Origin of the sequence: Parapedobacter koreensis, from assembly GCF_900109365.1 — a bacterium.
Taxonomy (GTDB): Bacteria; Bacteroidota; Bacteroidia; order Sphingobacteriales; family Sphingobacteriaceae; genus Parapedobacter; species Parapedobacter koreensis.
Map to the genome: position 1 here is coordinate 20,191 of NZ_FNZR01000013.1, position 25,395 is coordinate 45,585.

21 protein-coding genes and 1 tRNA gene are annotated in these 25,395 nt (G+C 45.7%); 13 read left to right on the forward strand and 9 right to left on the reverse strand.

The window, feature by feature from the left end; genetic code table 11:
* Window positions 1–126: 126 nt before the first annotated feature.
* On the reverse strand, window positions 127–1,149 hold the full coding sequence (gene murB, locus BMW65_RS22200; RefSeq protein ID WP_143053979.1) for a UDP-N-acetylmuramate dehydrogenase: 1,023 nt from the start codon (window positions 1,147–1,149) through the stop codon (window positions 127–129).
* Window positions 1,150–1,259: 110 nt separating this feature from the next.
* Between murB and BMW65_RS22205 the strand changes: the two genes are divergently transcribed.
* Entirely contained in the window at window positions 1,260–1,883 is a 624-nt protein-coding gene (locus BMW65_RS22205; protein WP_090609030.1) for a TetR/AcrR family transcriptional regulator, read from the forward strand.
* Between the two features lie 15 nt (window positions 1,884–1,898).
* Here BMW65_RS22205 and BMW65_RS22210 read toward each other — a convergent pair whose 3' ends face one another.
* Both BMW65_RS22210 and BMW65_RS22215 read right to left on the reverse strand, forming a co-directional pair.
* Complete coding sequence (locus BMW65_RS22210) at window positions 1,899–2,888, reverse strand: YpdA family putative bacillithiol disulfide reductase (protein ID WP_090609032.1); 990 nt, start codon at window positions 2,886–2,888, stop codon at window positions 1,899–1,901.
* A gap of 52 nt (window positions 2,889–2,940) precedes the next feature.
* Window positions 2,941–5,118, reverse strand: coding sequence for an FUSC family membrane protein (locus tag BMW65_RS22215; protein ID WP_090609034.1), 2,178 nt, complete (start codon window positions 5,116–5,118; stop codon window positions 2,941–2,943).
* A gap of 149 nt (window positions 5,119–5,267) precedes the next feature.
* Between BMW65_RS22215 and BMW65_RS22220 the strand changes: the two genes are divergently transcribed.
* From BMW65_RS22220 to BMW65_RS22270, 11 genes are all read left to right on the forward strand, one after another.
* Window positions 5,268–5,948 (forward strand): hypothetical protein, encoded by a 681-nt coding sequence (locus BMW65_RS22220; RefSeq protein WP_090609035.1) that lies wholly within the window; start codon window positions 5,268–5,270, stop codon window positions 5,946–5,948.
* Between the two features lie 33 nt (window positions 5,949–5,981).
* Complete coding sequence (locus BMW65_RS22225) at window positions 5,982–6,752, forward strand: hypothetical protein (protein WP_090609036.1); 771 nt, start codon at window positions 5,982–5,984, stop codon at window positions 6,750–6,752.
* A 274-nt stretch (window positions 6,753–7,026) separates the two neighbouring features.
* A complete protein-coding gene (locus tag BMW65_RS22230) occupies window positions 7,027–9,153 on the forward strand; it encodes an ATP-binding protein (protein ID WP_177181265.1) in 2,127 nt (708 codons plus the stop codon).
* A 123-nt stretch (window positions 9,154–9,276) separates the two neighbouring features.
* On the forward strand, window positions 9,277–9,918 hold the full coding sequence (locus BMW65_RS22235; RefSeq protein ID WP_090609039.1) for a response regulator transcription factor: 642 nt from the start codon (window positions 9,277–9,279) through the stop codon (window positions 9,916–9,918).
* A gap of 169 nt (window positions 9,919–10,087) precedes the next feature.
* Entirely contained in the window at window positions 10,088–12,664 is a 2,577-nt protein-coding gene (locus tag BMW65_RS22240) for a phosphoenolpyruvate carboxylase (RefSeq protein WP_090609041.1), read from the forward strand.
* A gap of 102 nt (window positions 12,665–12,766) precedes the next feature.
* Window positions 12,767–13,324, forward strand: a complete 558-nt coding sequence (locus BMW65_RS22245; protein ID WP_090609043.1) for a hypothetical protein — start codon at window positions 12,767–12,769, stop codon at window positions 13,322–13,324.
* Window positions 13,325–13,340: 16 nt separating this feature from the next.
* Window positions 13,341–14,372, forward strand: a complete 1,032-nt coding sequence (locus BMW65_RS22250; protein WP_090609044.1) for a Gfo/Idh/MocA family oxidoreductase — start codon at window positions 13,341–13,343, stop codon at window positions 14,370–14,372.
* A 150-nt stretch (window positions 14,373–14,522) separates the two neighbouring features.
* Window positions 14,523–16,586, forward strand: a complete 2,064-nt coding sequence (ppk1, locus tag BMW65_RS22255; RefSeq protein WP_177181266.1) for a polyphosphate kinase 1 — start codon at window positions 14,523–14,525, stop codon at window positions 16,584–16,586.
* A gap of 6 nt (window positions 16,587–16,592) precedes the next feature.
* Entirely contained in the window at window positions 16,593–17,489 is an 897-nt protein-coding gene (locus BMW65_RS22260) for a Ppx/GppA phosphatase family protein (RefSeq protein WP_090609046.1), read from the forward strand.
* A gap of 121 nt (window positions 17,490–17,610) precedes the next feature.
* A tRNA-Leu gene (locus BMW65_RS22265) sits at window positions 17,611–17,693 on the forward strand.
* 187 nt (window positions 17,694–17,880) lie between these two features.
* Entirely contained in the window at window positions 17,881–18,297 is a 417-nt protein-coding gene (locus BMW65_RS22270) for an SRPBCC family protein (protein ID WP_090609047.1), read from the forward strand.
* A 5-nt stretch (window positions 18,298–18,302) separates the two neighbouring features.
* On the opposite strand, the gene BMW65_RS22275 is transcribed toward BMW65_RS22270, so the two are convergent.
* A complete protein-coding gene (locus BMW65_RS22275) occupies window positions 18,303–18,734 on the reverse strand; it encodes a hypothetical protein (protein ID WP_090609049.1) in 432 nt (143 codons plus the stop codon).
* A gap of 78 nt (window positions 18,735–18,812) precedes the next feature.
* A complete protein-coding gene (locus BMW65_RS22280) occupies window positions 18,813–19,277 on the reverse strand; it encodes a hypothetical protein (protein WP_090609050.1) in 465 nt (154 codons plus the stop codon).
* A gap of 175 nt (window positions 19,278–19,452) precedes the next feature.
* Between BMW65_RS22280 and BMW65_RS22285 the strand changes: the two genes are divergently transcribed.
* A complete protein-coding gene (locus BMW65_RS22285) occupies window positions 19,453–19,665 on the forward strand; it encodes a dodecin family protein (protein WP_090609052.1) in 213 nt (70 codons plus the stop codon).
* Here BMW65_RS22285 and BMW65_RS22290 read toward each other — a convergent pair whose 3' ends face one another.
* From BMW65_RS22290 to BMW65_RS22305, 4 genes are all read right to left on the reverse strand, one after another.
* Entirely contained in the window at window positions 19,666–20,460 is a 795-nt protein-coding gene (locus BMW65_RS22290) for a carboxypeptidase-like regulatory domain-containing protein (RefSeq protein ID WP_090609053.1), read from the reverse strand. It lies immediately after the preceding gene.
* 22 nt (window positions 20,461–20,482) lie between these two features.
* The gene (locus BMW65_RS22295) at window positions 20,483–22,456 is read right to left on the reverse strand and encodes a M1 family metallopeptidase (RefSeq protein ID WP_090609055.1); all 1,974 of its coding nucleotides are present in this window, start codon (window positions 22,454–22,456) and stop codon (window positions 20,483–20,485) included.
* Window positions 22,457–22,477: 21 nt separating this feature from the next.
* The gene (locus BMW65_RS22300; protein WP_090609056.1) at window positions 22,478–22,825 is read right to left on the reverse strand and encodes an ArsC family reductase; all 348 of its coding nucleotides are present in this window, start codon (window positions 22,823–22,825) and stop codon (window positions 22,478–22,480) included.
* 61 nt (window positions 22,826–22,886) lie between these two features.
* Window positions 22,887–25,331, reverse strand: coding sequence for a TonB-dependent receptor (locus tag BMW65_RS22305; RefSeq protein ID WP_177181267.1), 2,445 nt, complete (start codon window positions 25,329–25,331; stop codon window positions 22,887–22,889).
* Window positions 25,332–25,395: the final 64 nt, after the last annotated feature.

Genomic DNA, 25,395 nt, shown 5'->3' on the forward strand with positions numbered 1-25,395 from the left:
TGCTTAATGAAAGAACCTGACGTTTGCTTTAGTTTATTAGTGTCACGGCAATTGCTGCAAGTATCGTGCTAAAAGAATAATTGGTCGTTTAATAGTATGCTAATGTATAATAATTTTTTGATAATTTTATATAATATTTACTTCCCGCTCCAAGGTGATACCGAATCGCTCTTTTACGTCTTGGATGATTTGCTCTGAAAGGTTGTAAACTTCTGTGCCTGAGGCGTTTTTGTGATTTACAAGTACGAGTGCTTGATTTTTCCATGTTCCGGCGTCACCCACTTTTTTCCCCTTCCATCCGCATTGTTCGATAAGCCAGCCAGCGCCCATTTTTACCCGTCCTTCGTCGACCGGATAATAGACGAAGTTCGTGTCCGGTAAAGTAGACTGCAACTGCTTTAAATACTGTACGGACACAATGGGATTTTTGAAAAAACTCCCTGCATTGCCAATGGTTGATGGATCAGGCAGCTTATCGGTACGAATGGCCGATACAACCTCAGCAATGTCCTTAATGGTAGGCTGTGTGATGTTTCGCGCGGACAGTTCGGCATTGATTGCACCATAAGATGTGTTAATGGTTGGTTTTAACGGCAGTTGGAGTGTCACAGATGTAATGATATAGCGACCTTTTTCTTCATTTTTAAATATGCTTTCACGATAAGAAAATTTACATGCCGTTTTATCGAATGTAGAAATCTTTCTACGTAATGTATCAAATGCGCGACAGCTTACAAATACATCTTTTAGCTCTACGCCATAGGCACCTATATTCTGGACGGGCGCAGCCCCTACTGTACCCGGGATGAGTGCCATATTCTCCAAACCTGAAAATTGGCGATCCACACAGTAGCTTACCAAATCATTCCACACGACACCCGCTCCGGCTACTACCGTGGCAGTGGTTTCGGAAATCACATGGCTTATGCCTTGAATATTCATTTTGATGACCAATCCTTCAAAGTCTTTGGTAAACAGCATATTGCTGCCACCCCCCAGTACGAGGATGGGCTGCCGGACGATATCTCGGCTAAATAAAAAGGCGAGCTCCTCTTCGGTATGGATTTCCACAAACTGGCGGGCAAATGCCACTACACCAAACGTATTGTAATGCTTTAATGAGAAATGTTCCTTAACCGAAAGTTCCATAGAATTTTGACCCAAGTTTTCAATTATTCAAACAAATGTGTACCTTTAGCGTATTAACTTCAGCGACCAAATATAAGTGATTGACCTGACAGCATCGTTAAATTGATTGTATGATTAATGCAGATAAAAAGCGCACGCAGATATTAGAAGCAGCCACCCGCCGGTTTGCCCATTTCGGTTTGGCGAAAACTACCATGTCAGAAATCGCCCAGGATCTTTCATTTTCCAAGGCTTTACTCTATTATTATTTTCCCGATAAAAACACCTTGTATGCGGCTGTATTGGAGCATGTGATCAATCAATCGTTTGAAGAAATCGAGGAGGCGTTAGCCACGATTGGCAATTGCCAGGAAGCCGTGATGTTTATATTGGATAGGCGAATTGCATTCATAACCAAATATTATAATTTGTTGGAGCATTCCATATCCGCAGTACAGCAGATGCCTGATGAGATGGCCTGTGTGATGGCGGAGTCTAAGGTAAAGGAAATAACGATTATCAGCAAAATATTGCAAAAAGGCGTCGATACCGGCCAGTTATATGTCGAGCATGTCGAGGAGACCGCAGAAATCATGTTATTCGCGTTGGTGGGCATGCGGTTTAGCATCCTGAAAGACCTCAATGGCATGTTGTTTCCTACAAAAGAAGAATTTGACCGGATATTGAACTTGCAGAAGAAAATGGCAACCATATTTTTGAAAGGGCTGGAGGTAGAAAAGGCACCAAGCCACTGAGTCAATACCGTACGGCTACTGTTCGGATTTTTCCATCGCTAAAATCCGCTTGACCACCTGCGTGGCATGTACGCGGGAGTTTTCGATAAACCAAAGGTGTGTATTCATGCCCCCGCATACGACTCCGGCGAGAAAAAGACCGGGAATGTTGGTTTCCATCGTCTCCGGATTGTGATAGGGTTCCCGCGATGCGTCTTCGGCCAATGTAATGCCTATCTTTTCCAAAAAAGTAAAGTTAGGTTGGTAGCCAGTGAGCGCCAGCACGAAATCATTTTCAAGGGTAATGAGGCCATCCGGCGTCTGGATATCTACTTCCGTGGGCCGTATTGCCGTCAGCCTGCTGTTGAATAATGCCCTTACTTCACCCGCAGCAATGCGGTTTTCCATATCGGGGCGAACCCAGTATTTGACCCGGGGACCGATGCTTTCCTTGCGCACCACAAGCGTGACGTCCGCACCTTTGCGATAAGTTTCCAACGCTGCATCGACCGACGAATTGCTGGCACCTACGACGACCACTTTTTGCCCGGCATAGTAGTGAGGGTCGTTGTAATAATGGCTCACTTTGGGTAGGTCTTCTCCCGGAATATCCATCAGGCAAGGGATATCATAAAACCCTGTGGCAACAACCACATACCGGGAGTGATATGTTGATTTTGATGTGGTGATTCCAAATCCAGGGTCTTGCTGGCGTACCATGGTCACCTCCTCAAATAAATGAATGTTCAACGTAAATTTCTGCTGTATGCGCCGGTAATATTCCAAGGCTTCTGCACGTTTGGGCTTTGGATTGGTAGAAACGAACGGTACGTCGCCTATTTCCAAGCGCTCTGACGTGGAAAAGAATGTCATATGCTGGGGATAATGATATAGGGAATTGACCAGGCATCCCTTTTCGACGATGAGGTAGGTCAGCCCCGCTTCCTGGGCCGCAAGGCCACAAGCCAGCCCAATAGGGCCGCCACCGATAATGAGTAAGTCGTACTGTGTTGAAGGAAGTTCCATGTGGCACAAAGATACAAGACAGCCGGTTCAAAACAGCAACTAACGTTGGATTTTACGGCGAATTGACGTTTTCAGGCTGGAGCTGGTTCATCAGCCGCTCGCAGGTCTTGTTTAAATCAATGACAATCCGATTCAGGAAATGAAGCTGTTCGGTAATCAACCGGGATTCTTCAGAGTCAATATTGTTATTATCAAGATCGGAAGGTGTGCTTCGTTCTATTTCCTTAAACTCGTCTTCTTCATCTTCCGGTTCGAAGAGCCTGATGGTTTGTGCCAGCAGGAACAGGGTTTTCCGGATGACACGCACGTGCTCACCCGTAAGGGACGCATTATCAGCCCCCATGACGTTGTTGAGCAACGTGACAGAATAGGAGGAAAGGATGTGATTAAAAACGACGAATTTATTCACTTCCTTTGCGTCCTTTTGCTTGCTTTTGGGTTCGGTGATCATCCGCTGGAATGCGGAGGCCATATTGGCCGTGGTGATGTATACTTCTTTCCGAGCCAGCTTATAGTCGGTCACGCTCAAGGATTGGCCGGCGATGATTTTCAATGCTTGCGCAATGTAATTATAGTTGGCGATGAGCAATTTGCGCATAGTGCCATGTACCTGCGTGCTTTCCCAATTGGGCAATACAACATAGTTGGAAAAGAAGGCTAGTCCCGATCCGATGAGCGTATCAATGATGCGTTCCCTGAGAATAGACAAGGTATTCATATCAAGGAAACTGAACATGATGAGAATATAAGGCGTCATAAACATGACGCTGACAATATAATTGATGCGGATGAGGCTATAGGTGGCCACCATGAATAGTAGCAGGAGAATGAAAAGTGAAGTTTCATCCTTGACCAATATCAGGATGAGCGCACCGCCGATGCCACCAATGATAGTGCCGATGAGCCGTTGGAAATTCCGTTGTTTGGTCAGGCTGAATCCGGGTTTGAGGATGACCATGATGGTCAGCAGTATCCAATAGCTGTGGTTGCCCACATTGATGGCCAACGATAGCAAATAGCCGATGCCCATGACGGCAGCCATCCGTACCGCATGTCTGAACAGGGTAGATTTCAATGTCAGGTTTTCGCGCAGCTGTTTTAAATCAATTTCTTTATGTTCAACAAAGCGGCTATGATCCGGCTCTTCCTTCTTGAAGGAGTTTTTGGGCTCCATTTCAAAATATCCGTAGATGTTATTGATGCGTTGGATAAGGCTACGTATGTTTATCAGGACTTTTTTCAAGGCAAGCGTGTTGATTTGATGGGTTTTTTCCACCTTGTCAATCGCCGTTCGTATTCGTTCCAAATCGGTTTTGAAGTTGTATAACGCTCTTGGCCTTTTGTTTGCATTGACTTGATAAGCAAGGTGATCCAATTCATTGCTTATTCGCTGTATCGTCAAGTTGAAATGCTGTAATATCCCAGTGGCTCCAAACTGTTCCCGGATGGAATTATAGTCATAGTGGGTAGCCATGCTCTGTTCGAATAGGTCGACAACATCGGTGAAAATCAGAATGAGCAGCCGACCGATTTTGGTGGTGTCTTTGATGATTTTCTTGCTCCGGAACAGTTGGTCACGTACATTATCCTGGTGCTCGCTCACCACAATTTGCTGCTCAATCAGGTCGCGGTAATTTTTTTCGGTATCTGATTTGGTATCATAGAACCTGGCTTTAATACGGATATAGTCCGCTACATTATGGATAGATTCCGCCAGCTCCTGCTGGGCTTGCCGGTAAGGCCTTACCTGATAGAGTGATAAGCTTAGCAGCATGTACCAAATACAGCCTGCTAAAATATAAGCAATATGTACGATGACATCCAGTGAGGTATGGTCTGCGGCATCGATATTCAGCACCATGATGAGGATGCCCAGTGTACCCACAGATGATGCGCGGGCGCCATACACGGCAAACATCGAAAAAAAGAAGCTCAACAGGATAATGACCAAGGTAAGTAGCCACGGTATACCATTGACCAGGTTGGTGATAAGTGCTGAAATCAGCACCGCAGCCGTGCATATCAGCATGCCGTTCCTACGATGGCTTGGTGGACCGGGTGTATCGGATAAGCCCACGACCATCGCGCCCAATGAAACGGTGATGCCCAACTGGAGATTGCCAAACCAGGAGAAAACCAAGGCTGGAATTATCGTGCCGAATGTAATGCGCAAGCCATCTGTAAAATACTGGCTGTATAAAAAATTCTGGATTTCTTTCGCCTTGTTCATGCACAGCAGGATGGTAACTGCAAAGATACACAAAAGATTTTGCCGCTTTTGGCCAGGTAAAATTTTTTGAAAAATACCGACAAGTGAGTATTTGAGGGTACCTGTCCGCTGATTAGGTTTGTGCCTGTCAATATTTTAATTTAATTACCATGAAACAACAGCTACTATGCATTATCGCCATCATTGCAGCGATCACTTCGGCAACAACATGGCCTCTTTATGGCCAAAAGGCCAAAAACCGAACCATCACCATCAACACAGAGAGCGGATCGAGTATGTATGTGGATGGTAGTCAAGTGACTGCCCCTGCCAAAATCAAGATCCCTAAGCATGCCACGGTAAATATACGTGTGGAGAAGGTAGGTTTTGTGACCGAAATCCGTAACTATGAAAACAACGGTATTAATATTATTCCCAAAACCGATTTTATCCAATTGACGAAGGATGAAGCCTATGAAAATTCTTTTGTGACAAATCTGGCCAACCAAGATATTGATATCAGGCCGTCCAGAAGCAACGATGAATCCTGGATATTGCTCAACCGTATCGTGACCGGCTCTTTCGATGTTATTGCCATTATGGACAAGGCTACAGGATATATGGCTACCGCTTGGTCTGCAAAATCATTTAATTCAGGCGTGGTACGTACGCGTTTGATCGTCAAAACCAGCAACACCGATCCCTTGGAATACAAAGCGAAACTGGTCTCAGAAATCGCCCCCCCGGGTACCAGCGTAAACGCGGATGAGTCTTTCCGCAGGTGGGATCGCATTTTGCGCACGTACGAAAATGTGGTGCCTGACTTGCAAAGCCGATTGGGCGTCAATTAACCAAACTTTTTTTAGGATAACGACCATCTAGCTATGAAAATCATTAAATGTTGCATCGCAGCCTATCTGGTGTTTGCGCTTGGCCAGGCTTATGCCCAACAAGCTTCGGTAGCAGGCCAGGGCTATTACGATGAATCTGATTTTGGTAAATTCTACCTCAGGATTGGAATCAACCTTCCCCAAGGACACCTCAAAAACAAATTCGACCCTGCTATCCCAGTTTATGAAAATATGGGGAAGAATGGGGGAATGCAGGCCAGCACCGGGTTCAATTTTGAATTGGGAAGGTATTTTTTCTTTCACGAAGATCCCATTCATGATCTATTCAAGGTGGGGCTGGATGCGACCTTCCTTTCGCTGGGCTATAATGCGTTTGAATGGCCCGCCTTACCGAGCTCATCGGGGTCGGGCAAGTACGACCTGACGACCATTGCCGTGAAATTCGGCCCAGTGGTTTCGTTCAATGTATTCGAAGACGTTTATGCTGACGTCTTTGCCAAGTTTGCACCTACCGTGGTATCGTCTTTTGAGGCACCGGATTTTTATATTGAAGATGGCAGCGGAAATTATACAGAATTTAGTTTTTATAGTGACAATCCCATTTTATTTGGTTGGAAAGGCGATTTTGGTGTCAATCTACGTTACAAGAAAGGTACGCTTACATTGGGCTATGAGTCTGGTTCCTTTAATACCAAGTCGTACTACTATGTGTCTGACGGAGCGGGGACAGAGGATGGTGGCATTTTTGAGCAGAAAATGCCGATGGGGATTTTTCAAGTGAGGCTGGGCGTACAATTCCAGTGATAACTTTTTGCGGCAATAAATCGTATTCCTTTAACACGTTATAACATTCAAGAAGGTGCGCGCCTTTAGTGGCGCGGCCTTTTTGTAGGTAATTGATTTTGTCTTCGCAAAGTCTTATTATTACGCAAAAATATAGCTGTAAGGTGCAACTTACTAATCTCTTGAATCTCCTATGTCCGTTTTCAAAAAAATTGCGTTCGTTTTTGTTTTAACCCATGTTGTTTTTAACCTAAGTGTCGGTCAAACGAATGGTACAAAAAGCGTTGTTGATAGCTTGAACGAGCTTTTACAAAAAGAGAAGAATACCAATGTACATTGGCGGCTGTTGCTTGAGCGGGCGGTACAACGACCTGCCAGTAATTATGAGCAGGCCGTCATGGAAGCGACGAGCGTTTTGGATCATTATCGCGAGGAAAATGACGAAGAAGGAACAACCGACGCCTACATTGCATTAGGAAACATCCATAACCAACAGAAGGACTACAAGAAGGCACTGCATTACGATTCGTTAGCTTTGGCGCTGGCGGAAAAAGCAAATTTTGCCAAAGGAAAAGTATTGGCATACCGGAATCTGGGGCGGGAATCCGTGGCTGCGGGAAATATCTTGGAGGCAAAAACGAACTACGAGAAAGCGCTTGAACTGGAACTTACCTTTAACGATAAAGACAGCGATTTAGAACGCCTGCTTTCCTATTATAATCAACTTGGCATCACCAATCGTATCCTTGGGAAATTTGAAGCATCAGCAACGTACTTAAATGAAGGAATACGGTTGGCAGAAAAGAACGGCCGAGATCGCGCATTAGCGCAACTATATATGAATTTGGGCAACACCTTCAGCGAAACATCGCGGTATGAAGAAGCAGTAACGATGCACCTTAGAAGTGTAAAAATAAAGGAGCACCTAAATGATAGCTTGGGACTGGGCCAATCATTTACTAATCTTTCGATTGTTTTCCGCGCCGCTAAGGAGTTTGACAAAGCCATAGCCTATTTGCGCAAAAGCCAGCAAATCAATTCGGCCTTCAAAAACCATAAAGGATCCGGACTTAACGCTGCCAACCTCGCCGTCATTTATATTGAAAAAAAGGAGTTGGATTCTGTCCCGGTGTTTTTTGAGCAGGCAATTGCCAATTTTAGTCGTGCATCGGATAACCGGGGTTTAGCATTAGCTTTTCATAACTACGGAAAGTTTTTGTTTGATATGAATAGACTGGATACCGCGGAAATCATGATGGAGAAAGCATTGGCGCTAAGGAAAAAAGCGGGATCGGACACGGAAATCAGCACCACATTGGCCAATCTGGGCCAGCTCGAAATGAGCCGTGGTAATTTTGCCAAAGCTGAGCATTACTTGCTTGATGCACAGCATCGCATCGATACGACTAAGACGACACGGGCGCTTTCGGATTTGTACACCTATTTGAGTGAACTGTATCGTCATCAAAAAAATTACGAGAAAGCATTTGCCTACTTGAAAAAGGTATTGATGCTCGAAAAGAATAGCTTTACGGAGAACGAACGGGTAGCTCTCCTAAAAGCTGAATCCAAATATGAATTGGAAAAACGCGATCTTGAGCTGGCATTGGAAAGAGAAAAGCAGCGTGATCATCAGTTTAGGCTATTCCTTATTGGCGTGTTGATTGCCATGGCGTTGATAGCCATAATAAGTGTCCTCTGGATCCGCCGCAAACAAGTCAAAGAACGCCATCAATCCCAATTGCAGCAACTTACCCAAACGCATCGGATAGCGACGGCACAGGCGCTACGGAAAGTGGAAGAGGAAGAACGGAAAAAAATCGCCAATAAATTGCATGACGAGGTGGGTGCCTTGCTTTCCATCGCCAAACTCAATGTCGATCAGCTTGAAGCAGATGTTTTTGCCAAAGACAGCGAGGCTGTTCTGAAACTCCAGACAGCAAAGAAATTATTGGGCGATATGGGAGAGACGGTCAGAGCGATAAGCCACTCGCTTGTACCGGTAGCCTTGGAAAAATATGGTCTTAAACCAGCAATCCTTGATTTGATAAATGCCGTGAATATTTCGGGTAAAATTAAAGTGGAAGAAGTCATCGAAGGGCTGGATCGGGCGGATGATTGGAGCGATGAATTTCGCTTCGGTTTATACCGTATCCTGCAAGAAGTACTTAATAACATTATCAAACACGCACAGGCCACTCATGTATTGGTGCAGCTGGTGGAACTTGAGCGGTCGCTCACCATCTATGTGGAAGACAATGGCAAGGGGCTCGATATGGCTACGGGGGCTAATGGGATGGGGCTCAACCTGCTGAAACGTAACATTGAATATTTTAATGGGGTTATCGAAATCAACGGCCGCCAAAATCAGGGAACATTTGTGTTGATTGAATTGCCGTTGGATACGGCTTCGGCGCATTAGGAAGTTTGTTTTAGAAGCTCAAAGTTGCTGCTTGCTTTTCAATTTGCCTAATAAACAATTGTGGTATTTATAAAAAAAAGTTAGTATTGCGAAACGATACTAACACTACCAGTCTATCATACCATGAAAACACGCGTAATTATAGCCGACGACCACCCGGTAGTTATACAAGGCATCAGGGATATCTTAGAAAAAAATGGGCAGTTTGACGTGATTGCTACGTTTAATGATGGAAAATCATTGCTGCGATCTCCCTTATTGGCGAAGGCCGACGTGCTACTGCTGGATCTGAATATGCCTGCTGTCGATGGATTACAAACGTTGGAAAGGTTGAATAGGACTGAGCTCTCCTGTAAAATCATTGTCATTACCAGTTACTTATCCTCCCAGCTTGCCGAGCAATGCAAACAAGCGGGTGTGCATGGCTATTTGGTTAAATCCGAAGATTTGTATCTGCTGGTCAAACGTATACAAGATGTGTTGGCCGGTGAATCGCCGTTTCCTGATTTTTCCCAGCCTGACCAACCTATGGGAAACGATTTTTCATACTTTGACGAATTCCTGAAAAAATACAAACTGACCAAACGCGAGGTGGAGATCATCCGCATGGTGTGCAACGATTACAGTTCCAAAGAAATAGCCGATAAATTGTATCTTTCTACGTTTACCATCCAGACCCATCGGCGCAATATCATCAAAAAATTAGGCTTAGACGATTCAAAAATCTCGTTGTACCGGTTTGCGATGGATAATGGGGTGATTTGAACACGCTAATCGGTGTTGACTTGGGCGATTGTCTTATTTTTAATTTTTTGCTTAAATTATTGTTATTATTTCAATAAATAACGAATTTTTTAGCGGAATGTTTATATATTTGACAGCCTTCCGTTAATAGGCAATAAATCCTATATTCGTTTCTTTATTTTTCCGTGGCATGAAATTAAGTAAAAAACAAGCAGCCTTTGAAAATGAAGTGCTTATGCGCTTTGAGTTGTTCAACAGCCTGTTTATGACATTGCCGTTTTACCAAGTGAAACATACAGGCACATTGCTGCCTTTTTTCACCACACATTGTGAACGCGGCGTTGCTGAAAAGCTCGATCCGGAAGCGATTATTGAAAGTTTTTTCGGGCAGTATGAACAATATGTGGGGGAGTCGGATCGAACAGACTTGCTCTTCCGCATCATCCAATATATCGAGCGGCAAGTGGTGCTGTTTGACGCGGTAGAAGATGCTGCTTTCCGCAAAACCGGCCGTTCGGATGAAGCGGGCTTACTGGATTCAGTTTTTAAGCAGACGGAAAACAACAAAGAGCTTCGGGACAAGCTGGTTAAGAAATTGAATGATTTTTCATTAAGGCTGGTTTTGACAGCCCATCCCACGCAGTTCTACCCGGGGCCTGTTTTGGCGATTATCACGGATTTGACGGAAGCATTGAAGAAGAATGATATCCACAACATCCACCTGCTGCTGCAGCAATTGGGCAAGACACCGTTTATGAAGAAGAATAAACCGACACCGGTTGATGAAGCAAATAGCTTGGTGTGGTTTCTTGAAAACGTGTTTTATCCGGTGGCGTCGGCTATTCAATCGAAAATCGACGATGAGTTTGACTTTCCTATTGATGAGAATAAGCAATTGGTTGAACTGGGGTTTTGGCCGGGCGGCGATCGTGACGGGAATCCCAATGTAACCGTAGACAGTACCCGGCGCGTGGCGCTCTTGCTGCGTACCATTCTATTCCGCTGTTATTACCGGGACTTCCGGATGCTCAGAAGGCGGATTACATTCTCCGGCGTTGAGAAATATATGGATGTGCTGCAAGATCTGTTTTACGAAAACAGCTTCAACCCTTCGGACAGCCCTGAAAATGAAAAGCCCGCAATCATTTACAACTTGAAAGAAATCAAGCGTGTACTGAACGAGTATCACGATGGGTTGTTCGTAGAGTTGGTAGATGACTTGCTTCGCAAAGTAAAGACCTTCGGTTGCTTTTTCGCCACATTGGATATCCGGCAAGACAGCAGTGTCATCCGGCAAACACATGCTTACTTTCGCGAGAAATATGCGACAACCATTGGCATTGCCGATGGGTTCGAGCAACTGGATGAAGAGGCCAAGCAACGGGCGTTTAAATTTGAGGCGCATGATTTGCTGCATGGTGAAGATGCCCATGCCCTTGTTGCGGATACCCTTGGTGTCATCCGCCTAATTAAAGCGATCCAGCGGTTTGGTGGTGAACGCGCTGCCCAGCGCTTTATCATCAGTAATTGCCAGCAGGTTTCAGATATTTTGGCATTGATGGAATTGTTTTTGTGGAGCGATTGGGATCCCCAATCGTTGCATATCGATTTTGTGCCGCTATTTGAAACCGTGGATGATCTCACCCGTGCCGCAGCTGTGATGCAGGCGCTATATACCCATCCTTATTACATGGCACACCTGAAACGTCGGGGAAACAAGCAGACCATCATGCTCGGTTTTTCAGACAGCACGAAAGACGGGGGATACTTGATGGCCAATTGGTCCATTTACAAGGCAAAAATAGAGTTGACAACCATTGCACGTCAATATGATGTTGATTTGGTGTTTTTTGATGGCAGGGGCGGCCCACCCGCACGTGGGGGAGGGAAGACCCAACGCTTCTATGCGTCCATGGGAAAAGAGATTGCCAATGACCATATCCAGTTGACCATACAGGGGCAGACCATCAGCAGCCAGTACGGATCATTAGACACCGCCCGCTATAACATCGAGCAGTTGCTTCATGCGGGGCTCACTTCGCACATCGGTCAGAAAGATGGGGATACGCTATCCACAGAGAAAAAACAACTAATTGAATACATGGCACATGTAAGCCATGAACAGTTTTTGGCACTGCGGAAAGACCCTTTGTTTCTTAAATATCTCGAACGGTTCAGTCCCCTTAAATTGTTGTCACAGATAAATATCAGCAGTAGACCTGTGAAGCGAAATTCGGATAAGGAACTGCGTTTGGAAGATCTGCGAGCAATTAGCTTTGTTACCGCTTGGAGCCAGCTGAAGCAGAACATACCTGGGTTTTACGGTGTGGGATCGGCCCTTAAGCAAGCTGAAGAAGCGGGTAAATGGGAGCAGGTGAAGGAGCTGTATGAAACCTCAGGGATGTTCAAAACGGTCATTGACAACTGCATGATGTCCATGTCCAAATCAAACTTTGATCTGACTTCTTACATCCAAAGCGATGAGGTTTTCGGGGATTTCTGGAAAAAAATGCGCAGCGAGTACGAGCGTACCAAGCAGTACGTGTTAAAACTGAGCGGAAGCAGGGTGTTAATGGAAAATTATCCCGTAGAGCGGGAGTCAATCGCGGTGCGTGAGAAAATTATATTGCCTCTTTTGATTATCCAGCATTATGCCATCAGAAAGTTGCAAAAGGGCGGGCTGGGAGAACAGGATAGCGAGGTGTTTTCCAAACTGGTGACACGGACCATCTACGGGGTAGTAAATGCCGGTAGAAATTTGGCTTAATTAGGTGTTTGATATGACAAAATTGTTGATGGACATCACATTTTTAACTATGTTTGTTGCATGAAATAAACAGCTAAATAGCCTTTTAAAAAAATATAACATATGAATTTTAAGCATATTTCCTGGGTTGTAGCATCGTTGTTGGTTGTGGGCCTGAGCTCGTGTTCAAGGCATGCCGGTGAAGAAGTAAGTAGAAACAAGCTCTATAGCAATGCAACAGATGTAGACGCCGAAGGGTTTACGTTCTTTAAGTCTGTATATACAAAAGCGGTATTCGAGACGCAATTGGCCGAGTACGTTCAATCCGCTCCGGCTTCACCGGCAGCGAAGGAACTGGCAGGGAATGTGGTCGCAACTTATGAAGAAGCCATTCCCGAGTTGGAAAACCTTGCTACGGCATTTTACGTCATCTTGCCTGATCCTGGGGCACCGGTGTTTGCGGTACCGCATCACTTTACTACCGACAGCTTGGGAAGTTTCAACAGCGAAGCGTATATTGCACATGTGCAGCACGAGCAAGGGGCGATCTTGGAACAGCTTGGTCGCGCAGAGCGGAATACCGTTAAACCGTTGAGGGCATATGCCCACGAAAAGCTACCCGCAGTTGAAGAACTCTTCGCACTTGCAGGTGGCGAAGCGGATCACGGCGCACACCATTGATTAAATACACATTGCCATGTCTAAGAAAAACATCGTCACAGGTATTTTGTCGTATGGAATGTCCGGCAGGGTCTTCCATGCGCCATTTATCCATCAAAAGTCACGGTTTGAACTGCGGGCTGTTGTAGAACGGCATGAAAAGCGGGCACACCAACGCTACCCGGCTGTCATCAGTTACGATACCGTCGATGATTTGCTTAATGATGATAAAATAGAGCTGGTCATTGTCAATACACCCAATGATACCCACGTTGACTATGCAACGAAAGCATTAAAGGCAGGCAAACATATTTTAGTAGAGAAGCCATTTGCACCCAATAGTGAAGATGCAAAGCGGCTATTCGATTTGGGCAAGGAAGTAGGCAAGCATGTCATGGTTTTCCAAAACCGCCGGTGGGATAGCGACTTTAAATTGCTTAAACGTGTGGTCGAACGCGAGACATTGGGCGAATTGATAGAATTGCATGTCCGGTTTGACCGTTACCGACTGGAAAAAAGCCCGAAGATATTTAAGGAACAACGAATCCCCGGGAGTGGCGTGTTGTATGACCTTGGCCCACATCTTCTCGATCAAGTGATTAGCTTGTTTGGCAAGCCGGATAAAAGCATTAAAATTGTGTCTACACACCGCCCGGAATCGGAGGTGGATGATTTTTCCACGATTGTGCTTACTTATCCCCAAGGATTTACCGTATTTATCCATGCAAGCTTGCTGGTTGCCCATCCGCTGCCCGCTTATGTCCTGCATGGCACGAAAGGTTCGTTTCAAAAAGTAAGGGCAGACGTACAGGAAGACCAATTGCAAGCAGGGATTTCCCCTAAGGATCCGGCATATGGGATAGAACCTCCGGGTAAAGAAGGCCTGATCACCATCATCAAGCCTAACGGCGATCGAGAATTGCGGTATCGGGAAGCATTGAAAGGCGACTATAATGATCTTTTCAATGCCATATATGGGCAACTACGGAAAGGTGAGCCTTTCCCCGTGAAACAAGAAGAAATTCTTTGGCAAATGGAAATCTTGGAACAGCCAGCTTGGAACGGTTGATGGTACAGTATAGTATTACGAGTTTAAATTCCCGTCATAAAACGTTAAGCCTATTATCAATACGATGTTTGGTCATGGTGAATTAACACACGATTAACACTAACAAAACTTTGCATTGTTATTATTGGCCCATTAACTTAAGACGGCCGTATGTTAACAGTTGTGAAGCGAAAAATCCCCCTTATAAATCGTGAGATAAGCTGGTTGTATTTCAACGAGCGCGTGTTGCAGGAAGCTGCAGATAAGGCTGTTCCGCTCATGGAGCGCCTTCGGTTTTTGGCTATTTTTTCTTCCAATTTAGATGAGTTTTATCGGGTACGGGTAGCTACGCTCAATCGGCTTGTAGACATCAATAATAAGACCAAAACCATGCTCGGGTTTAATCCGAAAAAGATTCTGAACGAAATTAAGAACATCGTTGTCCGGCTCGAAAAGCGGTTTGATTACCTCTATGAACAGGAGATTATCAAAGAACTGGAAGCACAGAAAATTTTCATTATCAATGAGCAACAACTGAATGTAGGGCGCGGCACGTACGTGCGCGAATATTTTAGGCGGCAAGTGCTGCCTACGCTCGTTCCCATCATGTTGGAGGATAATGCCACGAAACCTTTTCCCGAACTGAAAGATAGGCATATTTACTTTATTGTCAAGCTGACCTTTCGCAAAAAGGTAAAGTATGCATTGGTGGAAATCCCCACGGCCATTATGTCCCGGTTTCTGATATTGCCAGAAAACAAGGGGTTGAAATTCATTATTTTGCTGGATGACATCATCCGTTATTGCCTCGACGACTTGTTTTTTATCTTTGAGTATGACACGGTGGAGGCATATGGCATCCAGCTGACACGCGATGCAGAGCTGGATATCGACGCCAATGTGAGCGAGAAGTTTGTGGACGCCTTGTTGCAGAGTTTGCAGCGTAGAGATAAAGGCCGGCCCATGCGGTTGCTGTATGATAGCGACATCCCATTGGACACGCTTAATTACTTGGTTTCGCGGATGTTGTTGGATCCGGAAGCGCTCATCCCCGGGGGCAGGTATCACAATTTCAAGGATTTTATTGATTTCCCAAATGTAGGCGGGCCATCGCTGGAGTACCCGTCTATGCCGCAATTGCGGGTGAATAACCTGGATTTGGGACGGAGCATATTCAGCCAAATGGCACAACGTGACTATTTGGTGAGTTTGCCCTACCAATCATTTGATTATATTGTCCATTTCCTTCGGGAAGCGGCAATAGACCCCAAGGTCAAGGAAATCAATATCTGCTTGTATCGGTTGGCCGAAAATTCCAGTGTCATCAATGCACTCATCAATGCGGCGCAAAATGGCAAAAAAGTCAATTGCCTGCTCGAATTGAAAGCTCGTTTTGATGAGGAAGCCAATATCTATTGGCGCAACCGCTTGGAAGAAGGCGGCGTGAATGTAAATATCGGCGTGGTGCAATACAAAGTACACGCCAAAATCTGCCTTATCGCACGTCGCGAAAAAAGAGGACTGGTCTATTATGCCACTCTTGCCACGGGCAATTTCAACGAGAAAACAGCCAAAATTTATTGTGATCACAGCTTGTTTACTGTTAATCCATTAATTACCAAAGATCTCAAACGTCTTTTCAAAGGACTGGAGAAGCAGACGTTTCATCGTGGCTATAAATCCATCATCGCCTCGCCGTTGGAAACCCGCCAGCGTCTTTATCAACTCATTGCTAATGAAATATCCATGACCAAATCCGGGAAGAGAGGTTACATGATTCTAAAAATGAATAGCTTATCGGATGAGGAGATGATTGAAAGGCTTTATGAGGCGAATAACGCGGGGGTGACCATCCAGCTCATCGTGCGTGGTATGTGTTGCTTGGTGCCGGGGCAGGCGGGCTTCAGCGATCGCATCACGGTGAGGAGCATTGTTGATCGGTATTTGGAACATGCACGTATCTGGATCTTTGGAAACGGGGGAGACGAACTGGTTTACCTATCGTCTGCCGATCTGATGGCGCGTAATATCGACCGTAGGGTAGAGGTGGCATTTCCGATAATTGATGCCCGCGTCAAAAAGGAAGTCCGCGATATTATCGATATCCAACTCAAGGACAACAGCAAGGCCCGTGAAATCAATCAGTTGAATAATAACCGATATATCGGTGCCAAGAACAAAATCAGGCACCGTGCACAGGAGGACATTTACAATTATCTGAAATATAAATCATAATCAATCGTGAGGTACGCAGCTATTGACATCGGATCGAATGCAGTGAGGCTATTGATAGCCGATATTATCCAGAATAACGACATCATATCATTTAAAAAGAATACGTTGGTGCGGGTACCGCTGCGCCTAGGTGATGACGCATTTATTGATCGAAAAATATCCGAACCGAAAGTGGGAGATCTGGTGAAGACGATGTCTGCGTTCCGTAGTTTGATGGATGTATATCGAGTAAGTGCGTATATGGCGTGTGCCACGTCTGCCATGCGCGAAGCCGAAAATGGCAACGCGTTGGTCAAGGAAATTAAAGATGCAGGTATTGACTTGCAAATTATCGACGGTAGCGAGGAAGCCAGGATCATTTACAACAGCCATATCGAACAGCACCTTGGAAATAAAAAAGCGTATTTGTACATCGACGTGGGCGGGGGCAGCACAGAGTTGTCGGTATTTGCCGATACCAAGCTGGTCGCCTCAGCCTCGTTCAATATCGGCACTATCCGTATCTTGGATAATCAGGATAAAGAAGAAACGTGGGATGAAATGAAAACGTGGGTAAAAACGCATACCCGTATGTTTAAAGCGGTATATGGTATTGGCACCGGTGGCAATATCAATAAGTTGTCGCGGCTCGCCAGCGATAAGGAGGACAAACCCATCTCCTATGCCAAATTAAAATCATTGTATGAATACCTCAGTTCGTTTTCGTTAAAAGATCGCATCAATGTATTGGGATTGAATAATGATCGTGCTGACGTCATTATCCCAGCCTGTGAAATTTTCCTGACGTTGATGAAATACGGCCATTTACGGCAGGTTATTGTGCCCCGGGTAGGCTTGGTGGATGGAATTATCCAAACATTGATTGATAAACACCTTTCGCCAACTTTGGGCGAAACGGAATGAGCTACCTCGCAAAAGCAACTGGATAGGTCGTTCAAGAGGACGACAAAATTGTTTTATATGCAGTTTCTTTAAACTTGCATATAAATACAATTTTATCTAAGTTTGCGCCAGAAAATCCTCTGCGGAAGTGGCGAAATTGGTAGACGCACCATCTTGAGGGGGTGGCGCCTTATGGGCGTGGCAGTTCGAATCTGCTCTTCCGCACAGCCAGTATAGAACCCTTGCTTTAGCAAGGGTTTTTTCATTTAAGCAGCCAACCTATTCTTGAAATCTTAAAGAAGACATACCTTGAAAATAGAAAACAGAACGAAGGTTGGCTCGTTTGCCCCTGTATGTTGGCATATCGGCCACCCATTGATTGGTCGAATTGTGACGAACTTAGTTTCGTCGTATGGATAGAAACAACATATTGATCGAGCGGCTATTCGATGTCCCGGTAGCACGGCTGTGGGAAATTTGGACCAAGCCCGAGTTTATTAACCAATGGTTTGGTTCGGATCCGAAGGGGATCGTCATTTCATCAGATATTGACCTGGCAGTAGGAGGGCAATACCGGATTATTTTTCAAGACTCAGATGGCAGTATCCATACTGCATTTGGTGAGTATACAGAGGTCGTTGAGTTGGAGAAACTGCGGTACACGTGGCAGTGGGAAAGCGAAGCGGGCTATATTTCGACCGTCATCGTAGCGTTTATTCCCAAGGCGGAAAAGACCCTATTGATATTCGAGCACGTTAATCTTAATCCAAACTCGGCTCACGAGTACTTTATGGGTTGGAATGGAGCTATGGATAAAATTGTTAAGTAATGCTCTTATTCTGCTATCCGTAGAAAAACAATATAGGTATGGGCATTATGGAAAAGCAGAAATAGGCAGCATACGGACAATACTAACCATCTGCCGAAAGGCAGGCCAAAGAAAAATGAACGTCCGATATATGCGATACCGAGCATCCACAAAGCTGGCGTCCATGCGGGCGCGGTGAAGCCCAATAAGCTATTGCTCCAACCGCTTTCCGGCCGATAGATGAGCATCAGCCAACTAGCAAAGTAAGCAAACAACCCAAAACCATAGGATAGCCATGCCCATCGGGCTTGCAGGTTGTCCTTGTTCAGCGGCATCATAAACGTCAAGATAAAAAACAGCATGCGGAAGGTCTGCTCACCGTAGCTTACCACAGGTGGAATCTCCTTCGAAAACGTATCCGGCAAAAAGGCCACAGGCAGTTGATTTGCCCAACCCATATTCCAAGCAAGAATAGGGATGGTCAGGATAAAGCAGTTAATGAAATATTTACGGAAAGGTTCCAATTGAAGTCCGTCTCAACGTTTGCTTGTCGTCCGTTGCTTCGCCTTGTCTGTCAGCGCAAAGTCTTCCCTTCTGGTGATGTGTTTGATGTTGTCCACATTCCGGAAGCGTAGGGCACTCCAATCCTCATCTATTGCTACTTGGCGAACGGGTTCGAGGTCGTATCGGCCGAGACTTGCCCATCCAGTGTCCCGGTTGAAATCGCATTTATATTTTTTTGATGTACCTTTTGGGTAACAAAACCAAAGAACCGCATCTGTTTCCAGTTTTGTGGCGACCTGTTCGATGATGCGATCAATTTCGGTTTGTTTGGTGACGAAAGCGACCATAAAGGAGATGCTTTCCACTTGATCTGCATTAGTAAGGATATGTGCAACGGAGGCCATATCATTCAATTCCTGCTGGAAACTATCCGGATGATTGATGGATAGGATAGTGGGTTGATTTTTGAAATTGAGCTTTTTGAACAATGTATTCATGCGTTTTGTGCTCTTGGGGCCAATTTACATAAAAATTCAATAAAAAGGGCATCCCGTTTAAAAATTCTTAAAAATGGTAAATTCCTTATCGATATATTTTATGAAACAAACCTTTTCTCCAGCGTGTTAGTATACCATAGTATTAAACAAGAGGGTAAAATTAAAAAACAATGTCATGGCTATTGTAAAAGTAATCGAAGTCATCGCGTCATCAGATACCAGTTTTGATGATGCCATCCGCAGCGCCGTAAAGGAAGTATCAGCCACTGTAAAAAATATAGACTCCGTGTATGTGAAGGATTTTAAGGTGCATGTAAAAGATGGTGAAGTAGCTTCTTATGGGGCTATCTGTAAAGTCTCTTTCCGGGTCGAACGCGGTGAAGCCTAATTAGCGGTTGTTCTGTTCGGGGACTTTTATTTCAGCGCGTTGTTGAGGTGTCAATTCCTTGAACTTGGCATACGTATCCATGATGTAGAGACGCAAGTCAGCTTCATCGGCAGTAGCGAGGAATTCCACCGTAGGGCGGTATTTGGTCATGTACAGTTCAAGTTCTTCTCCTGCTAAGGGTGTGACGGCTGTGACGGCTTCTCGGGTGAAGCGTGCGTCTATTTTGCGGCGATCCTGCTCCGCGAGCAACAATTTATAGCGCATGCGGGCCTGCCGCCCCTCCTCTCCAAACCAGCGCGAGGGTGAGATACGTATACCGCCCCGGTATTGCGACGCCTCTTCGACTTTGCCTTCTTTCTGTGCCCGTTCGATTTCTGTAGCCAATCGGCTATCTGTCATGGCTTGTATTTGTACTTCATCGATTTGGATCGCACTGCCATCCGGCGTCATGTATACCCGTTTGATATCAAATTCAATGACCACCACGGTATCTGTACGATAACCGGGATATTCAAACTGTAACCGTTCATTTTTTTTAGCCGGGATGGTGAATTTGCCATCTCCCATACTTGCCGACAGTGCACCGGTATTCAGGTTTTTAATTTCTACATAGGGTAGTGGCTCGCCGCTGTTCAATTCGAGCACATATCCGGTGAGCACCGTATCTTGTGTCTCAGGTATATTGCCTTGTGCAGCTACGGTATGCGCAAAAATCGTTATTAGTATAAAATGCAGCGCACCAATTAAGCGTATTACGGTCTTGGATGTGGATCTTAATTTCGTGCACTGCATCATATTTCCAACTTATTATTTTTGCTTATTGTATAACACTGGCTTCCCAGCGATTGTTATCCGGATTATGGTCAGGATATACTTTGTCAGGATCTAGTTGTACCGCAACGACTTCCTCGGTCGATGGATATTTAAATGTCCAAGATGTGTTGCGCTCCCATACTTCTACAGGTAATTTTACACGGTGTGTGTCGCCGCTCTTCGTGGTAATGTCCACGACAATGGGCATGGGCAATTTTTCTAAGTTGTCGACGGTAATAAGCACTCCTTTGCTTGGATCGTTGTCATAGTATACGACATTGCGTACAGCTTGGTCAAACCGCCAATTGTATTTGAACCAGCCACGCCAAAACCAATTGAGATTTTCGCCCGCTACATTTTCAATGGTACGGAAGAAATCTTCCGGCGTAGGATGTTTATAGGCCCAACGATGAAGATAAGCCTTGAAAGCGCGGTCAAACCGTTCAGGACCAAGGATTTCATTGCGGAGCAGCGTGAGGCCAAATCCGGGTTTGAGATAGGCTAATATACCGATGTTGCGCTCCTGCATGTTCTGGGGGGTACTCATCACCGGTTCAAGATCGGGTCTCGTAAGTGCCTGTGCCAGCCGGTTGGCATCACCCCTGGGGCGGTAATATTCTCCACCGTTGAATGCTTCTGTAGACAGGTCGTTGATAAACGTGTTAAAACCTTCATCCATCCAAGCATGCAGGCGCTCATTGCTGCCCACAATCATCGGAAACCAAATGTGGCCGAATTCATGATCCGTCACGCCCCATAATCCGGATCCTTTGGATTTGAAGCTACAGAAGACAATGCCGGGATATTCCATGCCGCCGATGTCGGCCGCTACATTTACCGCAACCGGGTAGGGATACTCCATCAGTGTTTTCGAATAAAACTCGATAGCTGCCTTGGTGTATTCCGTGGAACGCTCCCAAGCGTTGTTTCCATTGCTCTCGACAGGGTAGGCAGATAATGCCAGGGAACTGGCTCCACTGGGGAGGTTGATTTTTGCCCCGTCGACGATGAATGCTGGTGAGGAAGCCCATGCTACGTCATGGGATTTATTGAGCCTGAATTTCCAAGTCAGCTCTTTTTTCCCTTGCGGACGGGAAGCAGGTTGTGCTATTTCTTCCGCCGAGCGGATAATGACAGTTTTGTCGCTTGTTTTCGCTTGTTCCAGCCGCTTGGCTTGCTCAGGCGTATATACTTCGTTGGGATTAAGAAGTTCGCCACCCATGACCACGATGTGGTTGGCTGGGGCGGTGATAGCCACTTCATAGTTGCCATATTCGAGGTAAAACTCGCCGGGGCCTGTGTAGGGTTGCACATTCCAGCCGAGGATATCATCATACACCGCTACCCTTGGAAACCACTGCGCGATGGCGAAAATTTTACCATTTTGGGTTTCAAGCACACCCGTACGGTCGGCACCATGCGTAGGCACGATGTAAGAATAGGCAATGCTGATGGTTGTTTTGCCGCCATTAGGCCGCAGGGGCTCAGGCAAGAATACCTGCATGCGCGTGTCCGTGATGAGGTGCTCTGCATCATTGCCGTTGCCGAATTTGACGGACTCGATGTCATAGCCGCCATCGAAATCCGATTGGGCATCGCCATACCGGCTTCGGGTAAGTGGTACGATGAGGTGCCCGCGGCCGTCCTGCGAAAACATGTTCTGGTCGAGCTGCAACCAGATGAAATCAAGCTCATCTGGACTGTTATTCGTGTATTCGAGTGTGACAGTGGCCGTGATTTCATTGGTCTCGTCATTTAGTTTGGCTGCAATTTTATAGTCAACAGCGTTCTGCCAATAGTTTGGCCCCGGCATTCCGCTCGCCGAACGGTATTCATTGCCATTGTTGGTGTAAAAGAAAGGATTGAAGGCTTCCTTGTAATCGTATTTGCTTGCTATGGTCTGTGACTGTACTGCAGATGGCAAAATGGCCATCAGCAATGCAGCACCAATGATATTCGAAATAACCAATTTATTCATATGTGTTGTGTTTGGTGTGAACTATTTCAATTTGGCCGTGTATTCCGCTTCGTCAAATCCCAGGATGATACCACCTTTAGGGTTTTCGATGACGGGACGTTTGATGACGCTGGTTTTGGCACCCATGAGCTGGTTGGCAGAGGAAGCGTCGACCACCGCACTTTGTTCTGCAGGTGAAAGCTGCCGCCACGTGGTACCCCGCTTATTTACCAAGGGTTCCCATCCGGTCTGTTCTTCCCAAGCATGAAGCTTATCTTCTGAAACCCCTTCTTTCTTGAAATCATGGAAGGTATAGGAGATGTTGTTTTCTTCCAGCCATGTTAGGGCTTTTTTTACTGTATTGCAATTTTTGATTCCGTAAATGTGCATAATTGAATGATATCCGAGCAAACTTAAAATTAATATCCAAATTTACCGAAAAAAAGCCAGTTTAATTTCCGCCTTGCTGGCCACCACCACCGGACGCGTCGTCGTTTTTGATGCCACGCCGATTTTTCCGTATCTCATCCTTCAATCGCCCGAAGCGATAGGAGAGGCTCATGTTGAAATAGCGGTAATAATTCTGAGAAAATGAAGACTGGGTGAAATTAGGTCCCGTCATATCGTTGATATAGCTGCGGAATTTGTTGAATGGATTGGATATGGAGCCCGAAAGGCTCAGTTTGTCCTTGATTAAATCCTTGGAAGCACTGATCCCGTAGTAAGGAAATGCATTGCTTTGTCCCTGCAACATGATGTAGGGTGAGCTGTAGCTGAAATTACCATTGATGCGCCATCCGTCTTCAAACAGGTAGCCCAGCCCACCATAGATATAGCCGCGCATGCCTGAATTGCTCGTTTTCTGGCCATCCACCACACCTTCCAGCCATACGTAACTCATGTCGCCGCTTACATTGAAATTGAGTTTCTTAGTGATGGGGTAGTTGATGCTGATGTTTGTGCCGAGGGATCTGTCCTTGCCGATATTCTCAAATGTAAATCGTGAGACACCGGTTTCCGCGTTGTAATTGATGAGCTGCTGGATGGTATTATTGGCAAAGGAATAGTTCAGCCCCACGTTGATGCTGGCTTTACCGAAGCTGCTGTAGCGCAGGTTAAAGTTGTTATTCAGCACCGGTCTTAGGTCGGGATTCCCGGAATACTCGAAATTGGGGTTCGAGCGGTTGACAAACGGATTGAGGTTCCATATTCCCGGACGCTGTATCCGTTGCGTGTAGCCCAAGTTTAAGGTCTTGCCTTGTTTGAGTATGTGATTGATAGCTATTGAAGGGATGAAATTGAAATAATTTTGGTCGACATTAGCATCGTTGGAAATGAAGTCCGCCTTGACGATGGTCTGCTCGGCACGCATGCCTGCGCTGAATCCCCATTTCTCTAATTTGTATTGGTATGAATTGTAGGCGCTGAGAATGTATTGGTTGTTTTCATAGGTGTTTGTCTGTGTGGGATCCTCAATGAACGAATCACTTGCCTCATCAAAGTTTGCCGAACGGAAGTCGCTATGGTTTAGCCGGAAAATTCCTTTTACGCCACCTTCAATATTTAGTTTACTGACCGGGTGCACGTAGTCGAGCTGGATAGTGTGTTCATCTTGCGTGCCATCGTTTGTTTGGTTGTAATCTGGTACTTGGTAGTTGAGCCTATCCGTGATGCGCATCCGGTTATCTTGCCCGTCTGAGTAGCTGCTGAAGCGGTAGGAAAAGGTAAGGAGCTGTTCTTTATTGCGTTTGAATCCTTTTTGATAGTTGAGTCCGCCATTATATCCATCCCACCGATTTTTCCCCCTGTTATACATGTTGAACCCCTGTAGAGGTGCACCGTCCAGCGTATTGGTATTGGAAAATTGACTCAAGTCGTTATCAAACTGGCCCAAGTTGAAGCCGATTTCTCCCGTGATGAGGTTGAGGCTATCAATATCATAGCTGAGTTCCGTGCCGAGGTAGGTAAAGTTGCTGCGTCCTTCGTTGAAGCCGTTCTGAAGCAAGATATTGGGCTGGCCTACGTGTGTTATCCGTTCATAGTTGCTTTGGGTCTGTGGGCGCTGCGACAAGCTGCCCCCAAAATAGGCCGATGCACCAAATTTCCCTTGCTTGATGGTGAATGACCCACCTACGCCAGGCCCGCCTGCCGGTGCGCGGTAATTGAGATTAGCCGAACCGCGGTATCCATTGTCTACATTCCTATTGGTTACGATGTTGATAATCCCTGCCAGGCCTTCGCTTTCATACCTGGCGGGCGGCGTCGTGATGACTTCTATTTTTTGAATGGACTCCGCAGGCATTGCTTTCAAAACCTCCTTTGGATTGCGTGCGATCATGTCAGACGGTTTGTTGTTGATGAAAATCCGGTAGTTGGCATTCCCTTGCAGCAGTACATTCTCATCGCCATCTACAGACAGCAGCGGGACTTTGCGCAGTAAATCCAATGCTGTGAGTATCTTGCTTTCCGGATCGGCCTGCACGTCATACGTCAGCCTATCGATATCTTGTTTGACAATCGGTCGGGTAGCGGTGACAACCACTTCATCGAGGGCTTCCGCACCGGCTGCGAGGGGGATATCTCCCAGGTCTAACACAGGTGCATTGTTGGTCAATTCAATTGGGAGGTCTTTGGTTTCATAACCTACGGCAACAAAAGTCAGCATATATTTCCCGGGGGTTAAACCTGTCCATTCGAATTTGCCCATTGCATCCGTTAGGATGGATCGGATTGCCGTACTATCTGTGCGAATATTGATGGTTACATATTCCAAAGCCTTATTGTCGGCCGAATCCACAACCTTGCCTTTCAAGCCGGAAGATGGTTGCTGGGCCATTGATGTAAAAAAGGTAACGATTAGAAACAAGCTGGTAACGGATAGCGATTTACGTGTCATGGTTGCCGTCTGGTGTAGTATGAATTGTTGTTTTAGTTTATTAAGCAAAGAAAACGGTTTATGC